14 protein-coding genes are annotated in these 21,347 nt (G+C 69.6%); 2 read left to right on the top strand and 12 right to left on the bottom strand.

Going from position 1 to position 21,347, the window contains the following annotated elements; genetic code table 11:
* Positions 1-7: 7 nt before the first annotated feature.
* The 7 genes from AP234_RS13355 to AP234_RS13325 form a co-directional block, all read right to left on the bottom strand.
* Complete coding sequence (locus tag AP234_RS13355) at positions 8-1,192, bottom strand: NAD(P)/FAD-dependent oxidoreductase (protein WP_055479934.1); 1,185 nt, start codon at positions 1,190-1,192, stop codon at positions 8-10.
* 4 nt (positions 1,193-1,196) lie between these two features.
* Positions 1,197-2,120, bottom strand: a complete 924-nt coding sequence (locus AP234_RS13350; protein WP_055479933.1) for a dihydrodipicolinate synthase family protein — start codon at positions 2,118-2,120, stop codon at positions 1,197-1,199.
* 201 nt (positions 2,121-2,321) lie between these two features.
* Positions 2,322-2,858: a cupin domain-containing protein gene (locus tag AP234_RS13345; RefSeq protein ID WP_055479932.1), complete on the bottom strand. Its 537-nt coding sequence runs from the start codon at positions 2,856-2,858 to the stop codon at positions 2,322-2,324.
* A gap of 197 nt (positions 2,859-3,055) precedes the next feature.
* Positions 3,056-4,477 (bottom strand): Re/Si-specific NAD(P)(+) transhydrogenase subunit beta, encoded by a 1,422-nt coding sequence (pntB, locus tag AP234_RS13340; RefSeq protein WP_055479931.1) that lies wholly within the window; start codon positions 4,475-4,477, stop codon positions 3,056-3,058.
* 1 nt (position 4,478) lies between these two features.
* Positions 4,479-6,014 (bottom strand): Re/Si-specific NAD(P)(+) transhydrogenase subunit alpha, encoded by a 1,536-nt coding sequence (locus AP234_RS13335; RefSeq protein WP_055479930.1) that lies wholly within the window; start codon positions 6,012-6,014, stop codon positions 4,479-4,481.
* Positions 6,015-6,385: 371 nt separating this feature from the next.
* On the bottom strand, positions 6,386-7,732 hold the full coding sequence (locus AP234_RS13330; RefSeq protein ID WP_235558154.1) for a glycoside hydrolase family 43 protein: 1,347 nt from the start codon (positions 7,730-7,732) through the stop codon (positions 6,386-6,388).
* Positions 7,733-7,789: 57 nt separating this feature from the next.
* Positions 7,790-11,098: a discoidin domain-containing protein gene (locus AP234_RS13325; protein ID WP_083502062.1), complete on the bottom strand. Its 3,309-nt coding sequence runs from the start codon at positions 11,096-11,098 to the stop codon at positions 7,790-7,792.
* A 702-nt stretch (positions 11,099-11,800) separates the two neighbouring features.
* Between AP234_RS13325 and AP234_RS13320 the strand changes: the two genes are divergently transcribed.
* Together AP234_RS13320 and AP234_RS13315 are read left to right on the top strand one after the other, a co-directional pair.
* Positions 11,801-12,892 (top strand): cellulose-binding domain-containing protein, encoded by a 1,092-nt coding sequence (locus AP234_RS13320; RefSeq protein WP_055479929.1) that lies wholly within the window; start codon positions 11,801-11,803, stop codon positions 12,890-12,892.
* Between the two features lie 77 nt (positions 12,893-12,969).
* On the top strand, positions 12,970-13,854 hold the full coding sequence (locus AP234_RS13315) for a hypothetical protein (RefSeq protein ID WP_055479928.1): 885 nt from the start codon (positions 12,970-12,972) through the stop codon (positions 13,852-13,854).
* Positions 13,855-14,408: 554 nt separating this feature from the next.
* On the opposite strand, the gene AP234_RS13310 is transcribed toward AP234_RS13315, so the two are convergent.
* The 5 genes from AP234_RS13310 to AP234_RS13290 form a co-directional block, all read right to left on the bottom strand.
* The gene (locus tag AP234_RS13310) at positions 14,409-15,968 is read right to left on the bottom strand and encodes an alpha-L-arabinofuranosidase B (protein WP_055479927.1); all 1,560 of its coding nucleotides are present in this window, start codon (positions 15,966-15,968) and stop codon (positions 14,409-14,411) included.
* Positions 15,969-16,551: 583 nt separating this feature from the next.
* Positions 16,552-18,390, bottom strand: coding sequence for a beta-L-arabinofuranosidase domain-containing protein (locus AP234_RS13305; protein WP_055479926.1), 1,839 nt, complete (start codon positions 18,388-18,390; stop codon positions 16,552-16,554).
* Positions 18,383-19,147 carry a carbohydrate ABC transporter permease gene (locus AP234_RS13300; protein WP_200926500.1) on the bottom strand — a complete coding sequence of 255 codons (765 nt, stop codon included), beginning with the start codon at positions 19,145-19,147 and terminating at the stop codon, positions 18,383-18,385. Before AP234_RS13300 ends, AP234_RS13305 begins: the two co-directional genes overlap by 8 nt.
* The gene (locus AP234_RS13295; RefSeq protein WP_055479925.1) at positions 19,144-20,064 is read right to left on the bottom strand and encodes a carbohydrate ABC transporter permease; all 921 of its coding nucleotides are present in this window, start codon (positions 20,062-20,064) and stop codon (positions 19,144-19,146) included. The genes AP234_RS13300 and AP234_RS13295 overlap by 4 nt, the downstream gene beginning before the upstream one ends.
* The gene (locus tag AP234_RS13290; RefSeq protein WP_235558153.1) at positions 20,061-21,272 is read right to left on the bottom strand and encodes an ABC transporter substrate-binding protein; all 1,212 of its coding nucleotides are present in this window, start codon (positions 21,270-21,272) and stop codon (positions 20,061-20,063) included. The genes AP234_RS13295 and AP234_RS13290 overlap by 4 nt, the downstream gene beginning before the upstream one ends.
* Between the last annotated feature and the right edge of the window lie 75 nt (positions 21,273-21,347).

The following is a 21,347-nucleotide window of genomic DNA, read 5'->3' as shown; positions in this document are numbered from 1 at the left end:
AGACCTGTCAGGCGAACGTGAGATGGCCGAACCTGGCCGGGCCGTAGTCGGCCACGGGCAGGTCGGGGCGCTCCCCCTTCATCAGCCGGGCGAGCAGCCGCGCGTAGGTGGGCCCCAGCGTGAACGCGGAACCGCCCGTGGCCGCGTACAGCCCGGGACGCCGGGGGATCTCACCGAGCAGCGGCATCTGGTCCGGCAGCAGCGACGTCGTCCCGGTCCAGACCCGCAGCAGCCGCAGCGGGGCCACCTCGGGCGCGACGAGCGCGGCCGCCGCGTTGCCTCTGATGGAGTCGAGTCGGGGGCGCGGCGAGGCGGACAGGTCGACCCGGCCGTCGTGCGCGATCAGCCGGGAGGGCCATCCCCCACCGATCAGCACGTTGCCCTCTGCGGTCTGCTTCATCGACAGCCGGCGCCCGGCGTGCTGCACGAGATGCGAGATGATCGGGCGGGCGCGCTCGGTGACCGACATGGTCAGCGCGACCGGGACCACCGGCAGGCGGACGTCCGCGAGCTGGGCCACCTCGCCCGTCCACACGCCGGCGGCGATCAGCACCTGGCCGGCCGTGATCTCCTCCGGGCGTCCGCCCGCGGGATCGGCGACGGAGATCCGCCACCCGCCGGAGCGCCGGCGCAGCCCGACCACCGAGGCGCCGGTGCGCACCACCGCCCCGTGCCGCCGCGCCGCCAGCGCGTACGCATGGGTGACCCGGCGTGGATCGGCCTTGCCCTCGGCCCGGCACAGCGCGGCCGCGATCACCCGGCGGGACAGGTACGGCGCGGCCGTACGCAGGGCCTCGCCGTCGAGCAGCTCGACGGGCAGGCCGTACCCGGTCTCCAGCTCGGCCTTGAGCTCCAGTGCCCGCACCTGCTCCCGGGTCTCGGCGAGCATCAGCCCGCCGGTCCGCGCCACGCCGGCGCTCGTGCCCAGCCGGTCTTCCAGCTCGCCCCAGGCCCGGGCCGCGTCCACGTGCAGCGGCAGCGCCCGCGCGTTGTGCTCGGCCTGGGCCGTCCCGTGCTCGAACATCCGGTATTCGAGCTGGAAGTGGAGGCTCCCGGCGTTCTGTCCGGAGGCGTGCAACCCGAGTTGATCGCGCTCCAGCAGCAGCACGCTCGCGCCGGCCGAGGCGAGATGGTACGCGGCGGAGACGCCCAGCAGTCCACCGCCGACGACCACGACGTCACTGGTCACCATCGCCTCAACCGGGGAGCAGGCCGAGCTCGTCCATCGTGGCGGCGACGCGGTCGACCTGCTCCGATGTCAGCGGCAGCAGCGGCCGCCGCACATGGCCGGCGGGCACCCCGCGCATGCGCAGCGCGGTCTTGAGAATGCCCTGGGCGCTGGCGAACCGGGGCCCGAGATCCTGGGTGAACCAGCGCTCCATCAGCACGCGGTCGCGCGCCCCGCAGCGGCGCGCCGCCGCCAGGTCGCCGGAGGCCACGTGCCGGAAGAAGTCGGCGTGGTCGCCGCCGAGCACGGCCCCGGCGCCCATCGTGCCGTCTCCCCCGACGTCGCGCAGCAGCGTGATGCCCACCTCGTTCATGGGGAAGCCGAAGTAGCGCACCTGGTCCTTCAGGGCGTACAACCCGTCGATCCAGGCGGCGAAGTTCCCGGTGGAGTTCTTGATCGCGACGACCCGGTCCACCTCGGCGAGGCGGGCCAGCAGTTCCGTCGGCATGTCGACGTTCGTGCCACGCGGCCAGTTGTAGACGCAGATCGGCAGTCCGACGGCCGAGGAGACCTCCTGGTAGAAGGCGACGATCTCGTCGGCGTTCGGCACGACGTACGGCGGCGGGGTGAGGAGGATGCCGTCGCAGCCCGCCCGTTCGGCCGCCCTGGCGTGCCGGATCGCCTCCTCGGCGGTGTAGGCGTTGCAGCCCGCGATCACCGTGATCCGGCCGGCGACGCTCTCCACCGCCACCCTGCAGAGGTCGGCCCGCTCCTCCTCGGTCATGCTGAACCACTCGCCGGTGGTCCCGGCCAGCACGACGCCGTGCAGCCGCTGCTCCACCATCCACTCCAACTGGGCGGCCCACGCGGTGAGATCGAGCCGTCCGTCCTCGCCGAACGGCGTCGTGACCGCGGGGATGTACCCGTGCCAGTCCACCGTGGTGCGGTCCATGTGAAGTCCTCCTGAACAGGGATCGACGCCGAGGGCGCGTGCGACCGATGGCACGGCCGCCCGGCCGGCGATCGGAAAGACGATGAGGGATCGGACCCGATCGCGGGCATGGCGGATCGCCGCCCCGGCGTGCGCCGCGTCGTCGTCCGAACGTCGGGTTTTCGAGCTGTGGTCTTGGGGGGAGCCCCGCCGGGGCGATGATCAGGGGGAGGGCGGGGTGATCGCGATCATCAGGCGGGCCGGGTCGGGCCCGCGGTTGACGTAGCGGTGCGGCTGGCGCGAGTCGAACGTGATCGCCTCGCCGGCCAGGACCTCGTAGGACCGGCCGTCGACCTCCACGGTCACGACGCCGTCGAGCACCACGGCGCATTCGATCGACGGATGGGGCCTGGCCTCGGGCGCCGAGACGTCACCCGGCGCGAGGTCCGCCTGCAGGACCTCGAGTTGCCCGTTGCCGGGGGTCAACCGGTCGTAGCTGATCCGGCCGCGTGGAGCGTGCAGCCGCATCCGCTCCCCCGGCTTGGAGATCCATACGGCCGGCACCTCGGGCTCCTCGAACAGCCGGGCCACCGACTCGCCGAAGACGTCGGCGAGGCTGCGTAAGGTGGCCAGACTGGGATCGACCAGCCCGCGTTCGATCTGACTCAACAATCCGGCGGACACACCCGCCTGCTCGGCGAGAGCACGCAGGCTGAGGCCACGCGCCTGCCTCAGCTCTCTGAGGCGCTCTCCGAGCATCTGCGACCTCCGTTTCGTCACATTAACTATGTATATGCACACTAAACGACGGGGCATGAGCAGGTCAACCGGCGGCATCATCCGTCCCAAGCCGAGCCCTCCGCCCGCCGGCTGCACCGAGCCGTGGGGGCCGAGCCGACCCGGCGGCTCGGCCGTTGTGCCGGTCGTCGCGGGAGGTGGGGCGGTGTCGCCGCGGGTCAGAGGACGCGGAGGATGTCCTCCACTCGGTCCTTCGCGTCGCCGAAGAGCATCGCGCTGTTCTCCCGGAAGAACAGCGGGTTCTGCACGCCGGCGTAACCGGAGGCCATCGAGCGCTTGAACACGATGACGTTGCCGGCCTCCCACACCCTGAGGACGGGCATGCCGGCGATGGGGCTGCCCGGGTCATCGACGGCCGCGGGGTTGACCGTGTCGTTGGCCCCGATGACCAGCACGACCGAGGTGCTCGCGAAATCGTCGTTGATCTCGTCCATCTCCAGGACGATGTCGTAGGGCACCTTCGCCTCCGCGAGCAGCACGTTCATGTGGCCGGGGAGGCGGCCTGCCACGGGATGGACGCCGAAGCGGACGTCCACGCCCTTCTCCCGCAGCCTGCGGGTGAGCTCGGCGACGCCGTGCTGCGCCTGGGCGACCGCCATGCCGTACCCGGGGGTGATGATCACGGAGTCCGCCGTGGCGAGCGACTTCGCGACGTCCTCGGCCGTGACCTCCCGATGTCTGCCGTAGTCGGTGTCGTCGGCGGGCCCGGCCTCGATCCCGAAACCACCGGCGATCACGGAGATGAAGGACCGGTTCATCGCCTGGCACATGATGTAGGACAGGTAGGCGCCCGAAGAGCCGACGAGCGCACCGGTGACGATGAGCAGATCGTTCTCGAGCAGGAAGCCCGAGGCCGCGGCGGCCCAGCCGGAGTAGCTGTTGAGCATCGACACGACCACCGGCATGTCGCCCCCGCCGATGGAGGCGACCAGGTGCCAGCCCAGAAGCAGGGCGATCACCGTGACGACGATCAGCGGCCACAGTCGCGGCTCGATCACGAACCATGCCGTGAGCACGCCGAACACGGCGAGTGCGCCGATGTTGAGGATGTTCTTGCCCGGCAGCATCAGCGGGTTGGACCTGATCCGGGCGGACAGCTTCAGGTAGGCCACGATCGAGCCGGTGAAGGTCACGGCGCCGATGAACACGCCGATGAAGACCTCGGCGCTGTGGATGCCGAGCATGTCCTGACCGCGCAGCAGAGCGGCCTCGGAGCCACCCAGGTCGGCCTCCACGTGGAGATACCCGTTCCAGCCGACGATCACGGCGGCGAGACCCACCAAGCTGTGCAGCAGCGCGATCAGCTCCGGCATGGCGGTCATCTCGACCCTGCTCGCCCGGTGCAGCCCGATCGCGGCGCCGATGAGGACCGCCACGATCAGCAGAGCCAGGCCGGGGCCGCTGATGTCCTGATCCACCGCGAGCGCGATGGTCGCCGCCAGCGCCAAAGCCATGCCGGCGATGCCGAACGTGTTACCCGCCTTGGCGGTCTCGTGCCTGGACAGACCCGCCAGCGCCAGAATGAAGAGCAGGGCCGCGACGATGTACGCCGCCTGCGCCCCCGATTCGATGGTCACCATGTCAGCTCCTGGAGAACATGGCGAGCATGCGGCGCGTCACCGCGAAGCCACCGAAGACGTTGACGGCCGCGACCAGGATCGCCACGAACGACAGCGCGGTCACCACGTTGCCGCCGTGCCCGAGCTGCAGCAGGGCGCCGACGACGATGATCCCCGAGATCGCATTGGTCACCGACATCAGCGGCGTGTGCAGAGCGTGGTGCACGTGCCCGATCACGTAGTAGCCGATGACGATCGCCAGCGCGAAGACCGTGAGATGCCCCCGCAGCGCGGCCGGCGACAGCGCCACGATCAGGAACAGTGCGACCGCGCCGACGCCGACGAGCGCCGACCGCCGGGCCGGGACCGGCCGCTTCTCATGCGGTCGGGCCTCGGTGGTCGGCGAAGAAGAGTCGGTGGGCGTCGGCGGCGGCGCCGCCGACACCGGGACCGGCGGAGGCGGCCAGGTCAGCTCGCCGTCGCGTACGACCGTCATCGAGCGTTGCACGGCGTCCTCGAAATCCAGCACGAGCCGGCCGTCCCGGTCCGGCGTCATCAGCTTCATCAGGTTCACCAGATTGGTGCCGTACAGCTGCGACGCCTGCGCGGGCAGACGCCCCGCCAGATCGGTGTAGCCGATGATCGTCACGCCGTTGTCGGTGACCACCGCCTCACCCGGGACGGTCCCCTCGACGTTCCCCCCGTTGGCCGCGGCCATGTCGACGATCACGCTGCCCGGCTTCATGCTCGCCACCATCTCAGCGGTGATCAGCCGCGGCGCCGGCCTGCCGGGAACGAGCGCCGTGGTGATGATGATGTCGACGTCCGTGGCCTGCTCGGCGTACAGCCGGGCGGCGCGCCGGTTGTAGTCGTCCGACATCTCCTTGGCGTAGCCGGTCGCGGACACCTCCACGTCCGCGGCCTCGACGGCCAGGTACTCGCCGCCCAGCGACCTCACCTGGTCGGCCACCTCCGGCCGCGGGTCGGTCGCCCGCACGATCGCGCCCAGGCTGCCGGCGGTACCGATCGCCGCCAGGCCGGCGACACCCGCACCCGCGACGAGCACCTTGGCCGGCGGGACCTTACCCGCAGCGGTCACCTGACCGGTGAAGAACCGGCCGAACACGTGCGCCGCCTCCACGACCGCCCGGTAGCCCGCGATGTTGGCCATCGACGACAGCACGTCCAGCGACTGCGCCCGCGAGATCCGTGGTACGGCGTCCATCGCCAGTGCCGTGATCGGTCGCCGGGAAAGGTCCTCGACCAGACCCGGGTCCAGACGCGGATTCAGCATGCCGATCAACGTGGCGCCCCTGGACAGCCCGTCCAGTCGCTCGACCGGCGGTGGGTCGATCGCGAACACGATGTCGGCCGCCGTCGCTTCACCGATCACCGCACCGGCCTCCACGTACGCCTCATCGGAGAACGAGGCGGCCAGACCGGCGCCCGGCTCCACCACCACCTCGTAACCCAGCTTGACCAGCTCCACCACGGTGGCAGGCGTCGCCGCCACGCGCGCCTCGCCCGGACGCGACTCCCTGAGCACCCCGATGATCAACGCCGACCTCCATGCAGATGGTTCACCTAATCTGCAATGATGCGACTACTAGATCGAATCCGCCATAAAACCGGAAAATTTCCGGGCGAGTCGTGGTGATGGGAGGCGCGTGTACGGCCTGGACGAGCAGCCGGCCCAGCCCGCCGGACAGGATGAGTACCTTCCAAAGCACTGCGCTTCTCAAAGCGCTGCGCTTGTCAAAGCACTGCGCTTCTCAAGGCATTGGGGCGGGCCGGTCCGGGAAGGTTTCACCGGGGCAATGACCCGAGGGCGCGGCTCCGTGGCACCGCGCCCTCGTCCGGCCACCCGCTACGGCGCGAGCGCCTGCAGTTCGAGGAGGCCGGTGGAGTAGCCGGACCGTGCGGTGATGTTCAGCCGGATCCGCGTCGTGGTGACCGGGGAGAAGGTGACCGCGTTGAAGGTGTCGCCCGCGACGCCGCAGGAGCCGGCGCCAGGCGGGTCCTGCCAGGCCGACCCGGTCCAGTACCGCACCGAGCAGGACGCGGGCAGGTCGATGCCCAGGTCGTCGTCGAACCAGTAGGCCCGCACCCGGTTGAGCGTGACCGGGCCGGGCCAGTCGTACTGGACCCACTGCGCGCCCTGCTGCGGCCAGTTGCCGTAGACGGCGTGGGCCCGGTCGGCCGAGTTCGCGGGGGTGAACCCGTCATTGACGGCGGCGAGGCTCTCCCACGGCGACCGTACGACGTCGAGGCCGTGGCGGTGAGGGCTCTGTTCGCGCCCGAGGCGCCGCCCCTGGTCTGGACGACCTTCTGGATCGTGCCGTCGGCGTTGAAGTACAGCCTGTCCACGGCGACAGAACGCCGGAAATCGCCACCGCCGGGCGCGTCGGCGGTGTGATACACCATGTACCACTGTCCCTTGAACTCCACGACCGCCGCGTGGCTGGTGGTGGAGCTGACCCGGTCGAGGATCACGCCCCGCTGCGTCCAGGGGCCGAGCGGGTTGCTCGCGGTGGCGTAACGCTGGCAGGCGTAGCTCGACGACGTGACGCAGCCGTTGGTGTCGTTGGCGGCGTAGACCATGTAGTAGACGCCGTTGCGCTTGAACATCCACGGCGCCTCCCAGTAGTCGGCCAGCCCGGTCGGAGCGATCACCGGGCCGTCGAGCTCGATCATGTTGGACTTGAGCTTCGCGGCGCGTACCCCCCAGTAGCCGCCCCAGTAGATGTACGCCTGGCCGTCGTCGTCGGTGAAGACGGTCGGGTCGATGTTGAGCGGCGAGGAGTTGGGGGTGCCGTCACTGATCAGCGGGCCGCCCTTGGCGTCCCTGAAAGGGCCGAGGGGGGTGTCGCCGACCGCGACGCCGATGTCCATCCACCCCGGTCCGTTGCCGTTGACCGGGACGTACCAGTAGTACTTCCCGTTCCGCGGCTCCACCTCCCCGGCCCAGGCGTCGGCGCCCGCCCAGGCGAAGTCGGCGACGGACAGCTTCGCCCCGTTGTCGGTCCAGCCGGCCGCGTCGGTGGAGGAGAGCACGTGCCAGTCGCGCATGTAGAAGTTGCCGGCGCCGGGCGCGGCCTCGTCGTGTCCGGCGTAGATGTACATCGTGTCGCCGACCACCAGCGCGGCGGGGTCGGCCGTGTAGATGGTGTCGATGATCGGGTTGGCGGCCCTGGCCCCGCTCGCCAGGACCACCACCAGCAGGGACGCCAGCGCGGCGACGATCGGCAGGCGGCCGTGCCATCGGTGTCTTCTCATGATCGGTTCCTTTCGGTCACGGCCTGCCGGCCGGTCGACTGAACGGGACGCGCGTCCCTACGGGCCGTACGCCTTGACCTCCAGCAGCCCGACCGAGTGGTCGGCGGCGCTCTGCAGCACCACCCGCAGCCGCGTGGTGCTCACGGGTGTGAAGGTCACGGCGTTGTACCGGTCGGCCGCGACGGGGTAGCCGCTCGCGCCGGGGACGTCCACGTACGCGCCGCCGTTCCAGTACTGGAGCCGCCACGAGGCGGGCAGGTCGATGCCCTGATCGTCGTCGAAGAGGTAGACCTGCGCCCGGCCGAGGGTGACCGCCGACGGCCAGGTCAGCTCGGCCCACTGCGTCCCCTGCTGGGGCCAGGTCCCCCAGCGCGGGTTGACCGTGTCGTTCGACGACGGCGGATCGATGCCGTCGTTGAGCGCGGCCACCGACTCCCAGGGCGAGGTGTACGACGCCGAGGGGGTGGCGGAACGGGCCAGGTTGGTGGTGGGCTGCGGGTTCGAGCCGCCCCGGTTGTAGATCCTCATCTCGGTGAGCCCGCTCCTGGCCCCGGGGGCGTGGGTCATGAGCACCCGGACCCGCTGCGCGGTGACCGGGGCGAACCGCACCACGTTGTGGTTGCCCTGCGGGGTGCTCGGCGTCTTCGCCTGGGCGGTGGCGGTGGTCCAGGTGCCGCCGGACAGATACTGGATCTGGTACGACGACGGTGCCCGATAGGTGCCGCTCGCGGGGCGGCTGTCCTTGAAGTACAGCCGGACCTCGTCGAGGGTCTTGGCGCTGCCGAAGTCGACCTCGTACCAGTCCTGGGCGTTGGGCGAGCCGCCCGCGCCCCAGAAGGGCTCGTTGATCGGATATCCGTCGACGGCGGCGGCCGTGGTCGTGCCCGACGCCGTGTAGGAGGCCGAGACCGAGGCCCCTCGGGCGAGATCGGTCAGGTCGGCCGTGAGATCGACGCCCGCCTTGGCCAGCTCGTCCACGACGAGCGGATCGGAGTGCACCACCTGCTGGGGCGCCCGCATGCCGGGGACCGCGGTGTTGTGGAGCACCGACGCGCCCGCGCCGGTGAAGGTGACCGCACCCGTGTCCGGGTTCCAGACGAACGGCACGAGCCGGTCGACGGTCACCACCCGGGCGCCGTCGACGTAGATGGAGTAGCCCTGGGGGACGCCGTCGTACCTGACCACGCCGTCGGACGGGTCGTCCCACACGATCGACAGGTCGGCGTCGCGATAGCGGATGCCGTTGACCGCGAAGTTCGGCCAGCCGATGTCGATCGGCGACAGCTCCACCCTGTTGTCGTTGCGCGGGCGCAGCCCCGCCACGTCCTCGATCAGCGTCCAGTTGCCGCTGCCGAGGATGTTGTGGTGGATCCAGGACCGGTAGGTGATCGACGAGCCGTTCCAGTCGGCCCAGAACTCGTTGGCGTCCGGCCAGCGGGTGTCGCCGCCGACGTACTGCGCCCAGGCGTTCCAGTAGAGCAGCTTCTTGTAGTCGTCCTTGGTGATGTAGGGGCTCGGATAGTTGCGGATGGCCGAGGAGAACAGCCGGAACTGCACGGTCGAGTTGATAGTGGAGAAGTTGTTGCTGCCCGGCCGGCCGGCGGCAGCCGCTGCGGCCTTGTCCTTCTGGTTGGCCGTGTAGAAGGGGAAGACCGGATACTCCGCCGGGTCGGCGAACAGCCGCAGCGCCTCCCGGTAGGTCGCGGTGTCGGGCATGAGCCCGACCGCGTACGGATAGAAGTTGTTGATCTCCTTCCACGGGACGAGCGTGTCGGTGGCCACGTGCCGGTGCTGCAGCACCCGGTCCGTCGGGTTCCACAGCACGTTGACGACCGCGTTCTTCACGCGGGTGGCCAGCGCGCGCATCTCCGCTGCCTTCGCCGCGTTCCCGGCCACGTCGTACGCCTGCGCCGCGGCCAGGGCGCCGCTGTAGACGTACGCCGACTCGGTGCGGTCGAGGTCGCCGCTGCGCCAGTGGAAGGACACCGCGTCGGCGGCGTTGCCCGTCAGCGCACCCCAGTCGTACTCGATCAAGCCGTTGCCGTCGTGGTCGTAGTGACTCAGCTGGCCCTTCACGTCGCCCTCGGCGTACCTCGCGAGGGCCGCCGCGATCGCGGGCCGGCCGCCGTGGATCTGGTAGCTGCGCCAGGCCGCCTCCGCGATGTACTGCGTGTAGCTGTTCGACCAGTTCGCCGGGTCGCCGGGGTTGTCGAGGAACCGGCCTCCCTTGGACACCTGGCCCACCGACAGCCAGTCGCCGTAGGCGTACCGGGGCGTGCGCAGATACTTCAGGTCGTCGATGTGCATCGGCTGGGTGAGCACGATGGCGTTGTTGTAGCCGAGCACGCCCTCGACAGAGGTGGGGAACTGGTAGGTCTGGCCCGGCAGGTTCGCGTCCAGGTTGTTGAACCGCATCAGCCACCATCGGTAGTAGTAGTTCTTCTTGATGGCCGGCTCGGGCGAGTCGAAGTAGGGGACGTTCCGCGCCCACCACAGGTTGTCCGCCCGCACGTGCGTGGCGAAGGCCGTCGCGGCGCTGTAGCCCTTGTACGCGGTGTACTCGCTCAGCGACTCGGGGATCTCGTCGGTCACGAAGCCCATCACGAGCTTGACCGTGGTCGTGGCGCCGGGGGCGATGGTCACCGAGCGGTCGAGCCCGCCGCCGGAGACGGCGAACCCGTCGCCGGTCAGCCGCGGGCGGATGGTGGTCAGGTTGTTGAAGGAGTTCACCGTGCCGGTCAACTCGTCGCCTGCGCCGGAGGCGGCGTACGGCGAGGTGGCCCGCAGTTGCAGGGTCGTGGCGGCGGACCCGGTGTTGGTGATCGCCAGGTTGTCGACGGCCACGTTGTCGTGGGTGATGAACTTCGTCTGCACCACCTTGAGCCCGGCGCCCGTGTGGACGCTGCGGAAATGGCTCGGCCCCTGCCAGCGCTGGGACACCTGCTCGGTGAGATTGCCCGGCGTGATCGACACGGTGAACGCGCTGCGGTCGTCGATGCTCTCGATGTAGGCGACCTTGCCGGCGAAGCCGAGCGTGCCCGGGGTGTGGGTCTTCATGAACAGCGCCCGGCCGCGGGTCATCAGGATGCCGCCGTTGACGTCGGACGGGTCGCTGCCCGAGCGGCCGAGCAGGCGGTCGATCCAGAAGTCCGTGCCCGTGCTCTCGGCGTCGTAGATCGCCTGCATCATGTTCCCCGTGCGGTAGCCGATCGGCGGCGCGGGTACGGCGGGACCGGTGAAGGTCGGGTAGCCGATGGTCTGCGCCGCGGACGCGTCCTGCCGTGGAACCACGAGCGCGCCGATGACGAGGCAGAGCATCACCGCCAGGGTCGACGGTCTCGATCGGAGTCGGGTCTGCGCCGGCATGAACGTCACCTCCTTCGGATGTCGGGTGGGCCGGGGCCCCGCCGGTCGGCGCCGGGAGACCCCTTCGGGGCGGCGTGCTGCCGCGCCTGCACATACCATCCGCTCCGAAAAGGATTTCGGCAACACCTGTTTCCCTGCGAGTGAGGTTCGGCCGTTCCACCCTCGCCGACACCCTGGACAGGCGGGGGCGGAATCGGCGAAGTCGCTGAAACTTTCAGGGAAAGACGCCTCTGCCTTGCGCTATCGGCCATTGAGCAGGGATCACGGCTCGCGGCGGCGCGGCCATGCTCTGTATGCGATCCGCGATCTTCCTCGGCTGAGCCGTACCAGCCGCTGTCGAAAAGGTTTCACCAGGATGGCAGCACAGCGACCCGATGTGATCATCGCACGCGGCCGTCGGCCGATGCCGCGACGCGGCGCCGCTCTCGGGGTGCGCGGGAGCGGCCCCGCGTCCGCCACGGGCTCCCGCCGAGGCTTGACACGGCCGCGACGCGTTTGGCACCGTACCCGCCTGATAGCGATAACACTTCGGGGTCCCCGCACGTCGAGGGTGGTCATGGTGATCCCCCCGCTCTCTCCGCAACCGCCGTCTCCCGCCGTCCCCGGCCGCCTGTCCTGATCTGAGCGCCGGTCGTCCACTCGGCGGGTGGGCGTCGTGGACCCCCGACCGGAGAACGGTCCGAGCCGCAACGGAGGAATCGAATGCACCGACGATTACGCGCGAGCCTCACCGCCGGGGCCGTGGCCGCCTGTCTGGCCGGCACCGCGGCGGCGACCGCGGTCAGCGCGCACGCCGCCTCGGCCGGCTGCCAGGTCACCTACACCATCGGCGCACAGTGGCCCGGCGGCTTCAGCGCCAACGTCACGGTCAAGAACCTCGGCGATCCAGTGACGAGCTGGACCCTGCACTGGACCTTCGGCGCAGGGCAGACCATCGGCCAGGCCTGGAACGCCGACGTCACGCAGAGCGGCGCTGCGGTGACCGCCGCCAACGTGAGCTGGAACGGCTCTCTGGCGACGGGCGGCGCCACCTCGTTCGGATTCAACGGCACGTGGAACGGCTCCGGTAACCCCGTGCCGGCCGGGTTCACGCTCAACGGCGTCGCCTGCACGGGCAGCGCGACCGCCTCCCCGAGCGCGACCCCGTCCACGTCACCGACGGCGTCGCCGTCGCCGAGCCCGTCGGCATCGCCCTCGTCCGGCCCGCCACCGGTGCGGACGGTGCGGGTTTTCTGGCTCAAGCCGTCGGACGTGGCGTACGACCAGCGCTACCCGGACGGCATCGCCGACGTCATGCGGGAGGCGCAGCGCTTCTTCAAGCAGCAGTTGGGCAAGACCTTCACCCTGAACGGCCCGGTCGTCGAGGTCGTCAACGGCGACCGGCCGCGAAGCTGGTACGAGAACACGCCGAGATGCGGCGAGAAGTACTGGTGGGCGGTCTGCAACATGCAGGAGGAACTGCGCCGCAAGTTCGGCCTCGGCGCACCGGACAGCCGTTGGATCAACGTCGGCGAGGTCAGCGCCGAAGGTGACGGCGCCGGTGGCGGCGGCGGCAACGGCTGGGTGATCCTCAGTGGCCACGACGCCGACGGGGCCGCGGGCATCAACGGCCCGATGAATCGATGGTACGGCGGCATGGTGCACGAGCTGGGACACGCGTTCGGCCTGCCCGACGCCACCTCAACCGATGGAACGTGCATGTCGGCCTCCTTCTACGCCTACCCGAACTGCCAGTTCAGTCAGGCGCAGAAGGACAGGATCCTCAACGGCCCCTATGGCGGCTTCCTCTCCTGATCCGCATCCGTGACGGGCGGCGTGACGCGAGCGGTCACGCCGCCCCGCGACCACCGGGCCGAGCACCGGAGATGCCGGTGAACCCCTGGACTCTCACGCCCGTCTCAGATGACATGGGAGGCATCCGGATCATGGCCGCGCTCGTCATGCTCGCCGCCTGCGGTGCGGCGTCCACGGCGGACCCTCTCCCGATCCGATATCAGGCCGACGGCCTTGTGCTCGCCGGCGCGGAACACGGCCCCCAACTCTGCGCCGGCGTCAACCTGTCGATGCCACCCCAGTGCAGCGGGCTCGACATCGCCGGGTGGGACTGGGACATGGTCGAGCACGAAGCTCTGAGGGGTGTGCGCTGGGGCGACTACCACGTGGTCGGCACCTGGGACGGAGAACGGCTCACCCTCACCGAGTCGCCTCGCCCCGCCGAGCGCGGCGAGCCCCCGGCTGACGGCTCTGACTTCACCTCACCCTGCCCCACACCCGCCGGCGGGTGGCACCCCGTCGACCCGGTGAAGGCCACCGATCAGGCGATCGACGCCGCGATCGATCTGGCCGAGAAGCTCCCCGGGTACGCGGGGAGTTGGCTGGACCAGGGCTACCTCGACGAGATCGAAGGCTACGATCCCCGCGATCCGATGGAGGGCTACGCCAACGACCCGAAGCGGCTCGTGCTCAATCTGCGATTCACCGGCGACCCGGCCGTGCACGAGCGCGCGATCCGCGAAGTCTGGGGTGGAGCGCTGTGCCTGAGCCCCGCCCAGCACACCAGGGCGAAGCTGCACGCGATCCAGCGACGGATGGAGAAGGAGATCAAGGGCCTGTACTCCTTGTCGACCGACGAACTGGCGGGTCACGTCGATGCCGGGGTCTGGGTGGTCACTCCGGAACTGCGGCGTCAGGTCGACGAGACGTACGGCGCGGGCCTGGTGGTCCTCCACGGCTTCCTCAAGCCGATCAGTCCATGACCCCTCCCGCCGGCACCAGATCGTCGGTCCGCACCGACGGCAACCCACGAAAGGCGTGCGGCATTCGCGCCGGAGTATGGGGGCGGGATACTCGCCTTATCGAGGCTCCGGGCGTCCGGGCCGACGCTCAGCTCTACCCGGCTCGGGTCGCGCCGATCGAAGCCGGCAAGGAGATCTCGAGCAGCCTAACTGTGCGGTGCGACATCGCTGTGGTCATCAGCAACGACGGCGACCTGGCCGAGCCCGTCCGCATCGTCCGCCGCCAGTTGGGCCTGCCGGTCGGCATCCTTAACCCCTTTCCCGTAACACGGCGCGCACGGGCACTGGAGAGGATATCTCTCCGACATTCTTCAAGCAGATCCGGCCGAGCGAGCTTGTCATTCGTCTCAAGGCTCTGGCTCAGCGGTGCGCACGGCCGACCATCGTTACACTCGCCGGTTTGTCCGCTCCGTCGAGATCCGGCGCGCAAAGTGGCCACTCCTCGAGGTTCCGTGAGAAGGGCGGGGAGCCGCCCCCGCGGGAACGGGGACGGCCCCACTCGGGTCACCGGGTGTCTATGCCCAGGGCCGGCTGACGACCCAGCTCACGTCGTCGGCCCAGTACGACGAGCTGTCGAAGGCGTTCGAGCCTCCGTTGGCGGCGATGTAGACGATGTTGTTGTAGTGCCGCAGGAAACGGGTCGGGTAGTTGTAGGAGGCGAACGACGTGCCCTGGCCGTTCTTGCCGGTCTGCGGGCAGAAGGTGGCGTCGGCCGCGAACAGCGAGCTGCCGTCGTTGGTCTGCCGGTGGAGCCGGTAGTTCTGGTGCCGCAGGTAGTCGCCGGGGTAGTTCCGCGACTCGAACGACACGCACGAGCCGCTGGCCAGACCGCTGTGCACGATCCAGGTGGCGTCGCTCTTGTCGAGGGACGAGCTGGACGAGGTGATCACTGACGTGACGGCGTCGTCGTTCTGGTGCCGGATGTAACGGTCGGTGTAGCCGGGCGTCGTGGCGCGCAGCGAGATCGACGCGCCGGGGGTGAGCGTGCCGTCCTGGACGCCGCCCGACGACGTCGCGTATCCGGCGGCGACGATGTTCGCCTGCACGGCGTTCTCGGTCGCGTCGGACGGGTAGCCGGCCGTCATCACGCCCTCGTAGAAGGTGCCCCTGCCGCCGACGCTGTTGTCGCCGCCGATGCCGAGGATGATGGCCCCTTCCTTCTTCATCGGGTTGTAGCCCGGGACATTGGGGCGCACTCCGTTGTAGAAGGTCGACAGGCCGCCCGACTGCGCGTTGCCGCCCCGGATGGCCCAGTGGTTCGGCTCACCCTTGACGATGGCGGTCAGGAACCGGTGACCGATGCTCGGGTCGCCCGCGTTGTACTTCTGGTTGACGCCGGAGAACAGGCCGTTCTCGAGGTCGGCCATGATCCAGGGGCCGTTGCCCGCGCCGTAGCCCCAGACCTTGTTGTTGCCGAAGTAGATGGCCTCCATCGTGCCGTTGCCGTTGTCACGGCTGTTGGTCTCGGCGTTTCCGTAGTCGAAGCAGCAGCCGCCGTTGTAGTGCGTGCCGTCGAAGATCGCGTACATTCCCTCCGGCTGGTCGCCCTTCGCGACGCCGTTGGTGTTGTTGTTGCGGTAACCGGTGCCGGGGGCCACGTAGACGCCGTACGCCCGGTGACCGCCGACCGTGATCGGCGCCGCCGTCGCGTTCGCGAGGTTGTCGTATCCGCCCGGGGCCGGGCCGGAGAACCCGCCGGGGGGCGCCTGGGTCAGCCGGTTGTTCCGTCCGGACTGGTCGTAAATGATGCTGATGAGACAGGTCGTGCCGGCACAGAACGAATCCTGCGCGGCGGCGTTGGCGACGCCGCCCGCACTCAGCACGCCGATGTCCCGGGTGGCGTTGTCCGAGGAGCGCCGCACCTGGTAGAGCGGGCCGTTGTAGGAGCCGTACAGGGCGCGGGTCGTGCTGTGCGCCGCCACGCACGGCGTCCCGCCCGCGGCGTAGATGTCACACGGCTGCGACGTCGCGGCCTGTGACGGAGTGGAGATGCCGGAGAGTAGACCGGCGACGAGCGCGACGGCCGCGCCCGCGGACAGCAATGTCCTTTCAAGACGCCGGGATCGTAAAGTCATGATCGACCTCTACCTTTCAGGGGGGATGCCGCGAATGACGGAGGTTTCCGGGCATGGAACATCGACCGAAGGAGACCGACGGCCATTTCCACTTACGCACGCGAACGAATGCCCGCCGACCTGCGTCATCCCGGCAGGGACAGAAAGGGATGGCGTTATGTTAACGGCTATGTTAGCGATAACAGTACAGTCCGATAAAACCTCCGGAGACGGGTCGATCGGGGTTGACTGGCTAACTATGGAACGGGATCTCATCTTCCGTCAAGGTGGAACGTCCTGGGTCGTTGCCGTTTCCGGGGTCACTCGGCGAGGTCTCCTGGCCAGTGGGGCCGCCGTGGATGCTTCCTGTTCGTGCGTATTCATCGGATGTGTCGCACCCCTCGATGCGGTGTCGCCGTCGATCATGACGTTGTCGCTGGAAAAACGCGGGTTTCGGAGCGATAACGTCATGATCGATCACTCACCGGGTCCCCAACGCGATAACGGCCACGGCCGCGGAAAACCGATCGCTTACCGGGCGGCGCGTGGTGCCGGCGAGCGGCCGCATGGTCGTGGCTTTTCGCCGGGCTTTCTCCCGGAAGTGTCACCGGCGGCGGGGATGTCTGTCGGACAGGGGCAGCCAGACCCGCATGGTGGCGGGACCCCGGTTGCCCCACCGGTGGTACGGCAGCAGCCGCAGCGTCACCCGCTCCCCCGCCTGCGCGTACGGGCGGGCCGGCCCGTACGGCCAGGCCGAGCCCGTGGCCGGGACGATCTCGGCCGGCACCTCGACCACGTGTCCGTACTCGCGCTCGGCCAGCGGGCCGACCGGCACGGCGATGTCGTCGAGCGGGGGCTCGCCCGCCACCGACTCGGCGCAGTAGACCAGCGGCCCGCGCTCCACCGCGGCGCACCCTCGCAGCGCGTCGATCCGCCGGTCGGGGAACGTCCATCGGGGAGCCATCGGCAGCTCCAGCCGGATCATGTCGCCCGGCCGCCACTCCCCGTCCAGTACGGCATAGCCCGGCTCGGCGGGCCCCCACGAGGCGGACGTCCCCGACCTCTCGGCCGGAACACGGGCGACGCGGGCGCCGGACGCCCAGGCCGGGACCCGGAGGGAGATCCGTCCGCTGCCTCCTTCCACGACCCGTACGGTGACCCCGCCCGACCAGGGGTATCCCGTCTCCACCCGGAGCACCAGACCGCCGTGGCGGATCTCACCGGGGGTGTAGTGATGGAGCCGGACCCCCGTGCCGTCGGCGGTGGCGAGATAGGCGGCCAGGGACGCCAGCGTGCGGGCGATGTTGTTCGGGCAGCACGACACCGCGAACCACGGCGACCGCAGCCCGCCCTCGGCCGCCTGGTTCACCCCCTCCCGGGGGGCGGCGGGCACCCGCACCTGCAGCGGATTGGCGTAGAAGAACGACCGGCCGTCCACCGCGACCCCGGTCGCCAGGATGTTGAACATGACCCGCTCGGCCGCCTCGGCGTACCGGACCTCGCCGGTGGCCAGCAGCAGCCGGTGCGCCAGCATGATCAGGGCGATCCCGGCGCAGGTCTCCGAGTAGGCCCGGTCGGGCGGCAGCTCGAAGTCGTCGCCGAACGACTCGTCGGAGTGGCGCGAGCCCATCCCGCCCGTCAGATGGGTCCTGGTGGCGATCGTCCGCTCCCACTGCGCCTCGACCGCCTTCAGCAGCTCCTGGTCTCCGGTCTCCACGGCCACGTCGACCGCCCCGGACGCCAGGTAGAGCGCGCGTACGGCATGGCCGCGCAGCACCCGCGCCTGCCGTACGGGAACGTCGTCCTGAAAGTAGGCGCGGCCGAACGGGATGTCGGCGAGCGCGGGCAGGCCGCGGCGCTCGACGAACCTGCGGGCCATCTCCAGGTAGCGCTCGGCGCCGGTGCACCGGTAGAGCTCGACGAGCGCCATCTCGATCACGGGATGCCCGCAGGTCTGCGTGCCCGCCATGAACCGGTCGCAGACGTGGTCGGCGGCCCGGCGCGCGACCTCGGTGAGCCGGTCTTCGCCGTGCGTGCGCAGCCTCGCCACGCCCGCCTGGATCAGGTGGCCGTAGCAGTACAGCTCGTGCCCCCACTCGAGGTCGGTGTAGCGCTCGCCGCTCCACCGCGTGTTGAGGTAGCCGTCGCTCTCCTGGGCCCGGGCCACGGTCTCCGCGAGCTCCGGCAGGGCCGGGTGGTCGGCCCAGGCCATGGCCTCGAGCAGCTTGTAGATCTCCGAGTCGCTGAACTCCCTGCCGCGCGGGGGCCGTTCCCCGCGGAAGTTGCCGATCCAGCCCTCCCGTTCCATCCACTCCAGGCAGTGGGCGACGGTGACCTCGCGGTTCAACGCGACGCGGTCGCCCCAGAAGCCCGGGGCCGGCCGCACCGCGTCGAGGCCGAGAGGGGACAGCACTCCGGAGGAGGGCAGGACGGGACTAGCCACGCAGAGCTCCAGACATGAATCCGCGCACGTAGTAGCGCTGAAGGAGGACGAAGAGGATCAGGCAGGGCAGCGCCATGACCATGACGCCGGCCTGCAGCATGCCGTAGTCGACGGCGCCGAACGTGTGCTGCGTCATGCTGACGACCGCGACCGGCAGCGTGAAGTCCGCACCGTCGTTCAGCAGGATGAGCGGGGCGAAGAAGTCGTTCCACGAGGCGAGGAACGCGAACAGTCCCACGGTGATCAGGCCGGGCCGTACGGCGTGCAGCAGGATCCGGCGGAAGGCCTGGAACGTGGCGCAGCCGTCGACCAGGGCGGCCTCCTCCAGCTCGCGCGGCACGGCCTCGAAGGCGTTGCGCATCATGAACAGCGCGAACGGCAACTGGAACATCACGAACACGAGTGCCAGCCCGACCGGGGAGTTCTGCAGGCCGAGGTAGCCGAGCAGGACGTACAGCGGGATGAGGATGGTCGCGTACGGGACCATGAGGATCGCCAGCGTCACCAGGAAGAGCAGGTTCTTTCCGGGGAAGTCGAAGCGGGCGAAGGCGTAGCCGCCGAGCGCGGACACGACCAGGGTGCCGGCCACGGTGATGGCCGAGACCAGCACGCTGTTGGCGGCGTAGGTGGCCAGCCCCTCCCCGTATCGGGCCATCTCCAGGTAGCCGCCGGGATCGGCCAGCGACGACCAGCCGCTCCACACCAGCGGGAAGAGGAACAGCACGGCCAGCGCCGTCATCGTCGTGTAGTACCTCATGGGGACCTCCGCAGGACCTTCATCTGCACCACGTTGAGCGCGACCAGCGCGACCAGCAGTACGGTCGACAGCGCGGCGGCGCCGCCCAGGTCGAAGCGGAAGAACGCCTGCCGGTAGATCACCATGACCATGGAGACCGTGCTGTTGTCGGGCCCGCCGTTGGTGAAGATGAAGAACTGGTCGAAGGCGAGCAGCGAGCCGGTGATACTGAGGATGAGCATCAGCGCGATCGTGGGGCGCAGCAGCGGCAGCGTGATCCGGCGGAAGATCTGCCGGCGGGTCGCGCCGTCGCACCTGGCCGCCTCGTACACCTCGACCGGGATCGACTGCAGGCCGGTGAGCAGGATCAGCATGTTGAATCCGGCGAACCGCCACAGCACCAGCGTGATCGTGGAGAACAGCGCCATGTTCGGCGTGCCGATCCACTTCACCGGCTCGCTGGTGATCCCCAGTGCCCGCAGCATCGGGTCGATCGGGCCGAAGTCGTTGTTCAGCATGCCGTAGAACAGCAGCGAGGCGGCGGCGAACCCGACCGCCCCGGGCAGGAAGAACGCGGTACGGAAGAACCCGACCCCGGGCCTGCGCTCCTGCACGAGCAGCGCCAGCCCGAGCGCGACCGCCGACAGCAGGACCGTGGTGATCACCGTGTACTTCAGCGTGAAGCCGACCGCGTCACGGAAGAGCCTGTTGTCGGCGATGTCGACGTAGTTGTCCGGCGCGTTGAACGTGGCCCCGCCGAGCAGCGGCCAGCGGTTGAGCGACATCCACACGACCAGGATCAGCGGCGCCACGAACAGCACGCCGACGATCAGTGCGGTGGGCGCGGCGTACAGCCAGCCCATGGCCTTCCTGCCGCGCCACCAGGACGGCGCGGCGGCGCCGCACGTCCCGGTGGGTCTCGTGATCGTCACCGTCATTGCCGCAGCGACTCGTCGATCTCGGCGTTGAGCTGCGAGACCTTGGTCGGGTCGCCGAACACGGCCTCGCGGGCCAGCCGCAGCCACGGCCCCTGCGGGTCGTTGTAGGTCTGCCCGAAGCGCGGCGCGTACGGCGTCTGCCCCTTGGCGACCAGCGAGTTGATCAGCACGACCCTGGGGTCGGCCGCCGAGTACTCGTTGTCCGCCAGGTCGGTCCTGGCCACCACGTCCTTGTTCTTGGCCATGACCTCGACCTGCGCCTCGTCCGAGACGGTCCACTCGAGGAACTCCCACGCGGCGTCGGGGTGCGAGCTGGTGGCGGAGATGCCGATCGAGTCGCCGCCGACGAAGGTGGACTCGCCGCCGTCGGGCCCCGCGATGGGCGTGACGCCGATCTTCATGTCGGGCGGCATCGTGCCCAGGGTGGTGGAGGGCATCGGCATGACCCCGATCTCGCCCTTGGGGAAGAAGCCCGTCCAGGTCGGGCCCTGCTCCTCCTTGGCGGAGGACGGGGCGACGCCCTTGGCGTACAGGTCACGGTAAATCTCGAACACGCTCATCATGGGCGGCCGGTGGTTGTACGAGGTGGTGCCCTCGGGGTTCATCACCTCGCCGCCGGCCGCCCAGACGGAGGGCCAGAACGTGAAGACGTAGCAGCCGCCGCAGTTTCCGCCGAAGAAGGTGCCGTGCACCTTGCCGTCCTCGCCGAGCTTCTCCTGGATCACGGTGGCCTGCTCGGCGAACTGCCTGAGGGTCTTCGGCCCCTTCTCCGGGTCCAGGCCGGCCTTGGCGTACAGGTCCTTGTTCCAGAACCAGACCGAAAGGTCGAGCGTGTGCGGCAGCGTGTACCGCCGCCCCTCGTAGGTGCCGAGCTTCATGTGGCTGGGCGCCAGGCCGTCCTTGAACGGCAGCGCGTCGATCCTGTCGGTGATGTCGAGGAAGAGCCCCTGGGAGGTGTAGTTGGGTACGAAGATCACGTCGGAGGCGAACACGTCGGGCAGCTGCCTGGCGCCCGCGGCCGCCGCGATGCGGGGCTGGTAGTTGTCCGTCGGGATGACGGTCAGCTTGACCTGGTTCTTGTGGCTCTTGTTGTAGGCCTCGACCAGGCGCTCGCTCTGCGCCTGGGTGGCGGCCCGGGTCCACATGGTGATGGTGACGGCGGCGCCGTCCTCCTGCTCACCGCCGTCGCCGCCACAGGCGGAGGTCAACGTTAACAATATGGCCAGAGCGGCGGCGGCAGGCCAACGTGGTGACATGACCCTCTCCTCCCGGCATCTCCCCGG

Origin of the sequence: Sphaerimonospora mesophila (assembly GCF_001417795.1) — a bacterium.
GTDB lineage: Bacteria > Actinomycetota > Actinomycetes > Streptosporangiales > Streptosporangiaceae > Sphaerimonospora > Sphaerimonospora mesophila.
Note: the sequence above shows the minus strand (reverse complement) of the source record. Positions and strands in the feature narration are given on the sequence as shown.

Coding starts and splice junctions, on each gene's coding strand:
- AP234_RS13310 (WP_055479927.1), bottom strand. CDS start 15,968: ATGACTTTACGATCCCGGCGTCTTGAAAGGACATTGCTGTCCGCGGGC.
- AP234_RS13330 (WP_235558154.1), bottom strand. CDS start 7,732: ATGAGAAGACACCGATGGCACGGCCGCCTGCCGATCGTCGCCGCGCTG.
- AP234_RS13300 (WP_200926500.1), bottom strand. CDS start 19,147: ATGAGGTACTACACGACGATGACGGCGCTGGCCGTGCTGTTCCTCTTC.
- AP234_RS13350 (WP_055479933.1), bottom strand. CDS start 2,120: ATGGACCGCACCACGGTGGACTGGCACGGGTACATCCCCGCGGTCACG.
- pntB (WP_055479931.1), bottom strand. CDS start 4,477: ATGGTGACCATCGAATCGGGGGCGCAGGCGGCGTACATCGTCGCGGCC.
- AP234_RS13345 (WP_055479932.1), bottom strand. CDS start 2,858: ATGCTCGGAGAGCGCCTCAGAGAGCTGAGGCAGGCGCGTGGCCTCAGC.
- AP234_RS13355 (WP_055479934.1), bottom strand. CDS start 1,192: ATGGTGACCAGTGACGTCGTGGTCGTCGGCGGTGGACTGCTGGGCGTC.
- AP234_RS13295 (WP_055479925.1), bottom strand. CDS start 20,064: ATGACGGTGACGATCACGAGACCCACCGGGACGTGCGGCGCCGCCGCG.
- AP234_RS13325 (WP_083502062.1), bottom strand. CDS start 11,098: ATGCCGGCGCAGACCCGACTCCGATCGAGACCGTCGACCCTGGCGGTG.
- AP234_RS13320 (WP_055479929.1), top strand. CDS start 11,801: ATGCACCGACGATTACGCGCGAGCCTCACCGCCGGGGCCGTGGCCGCC.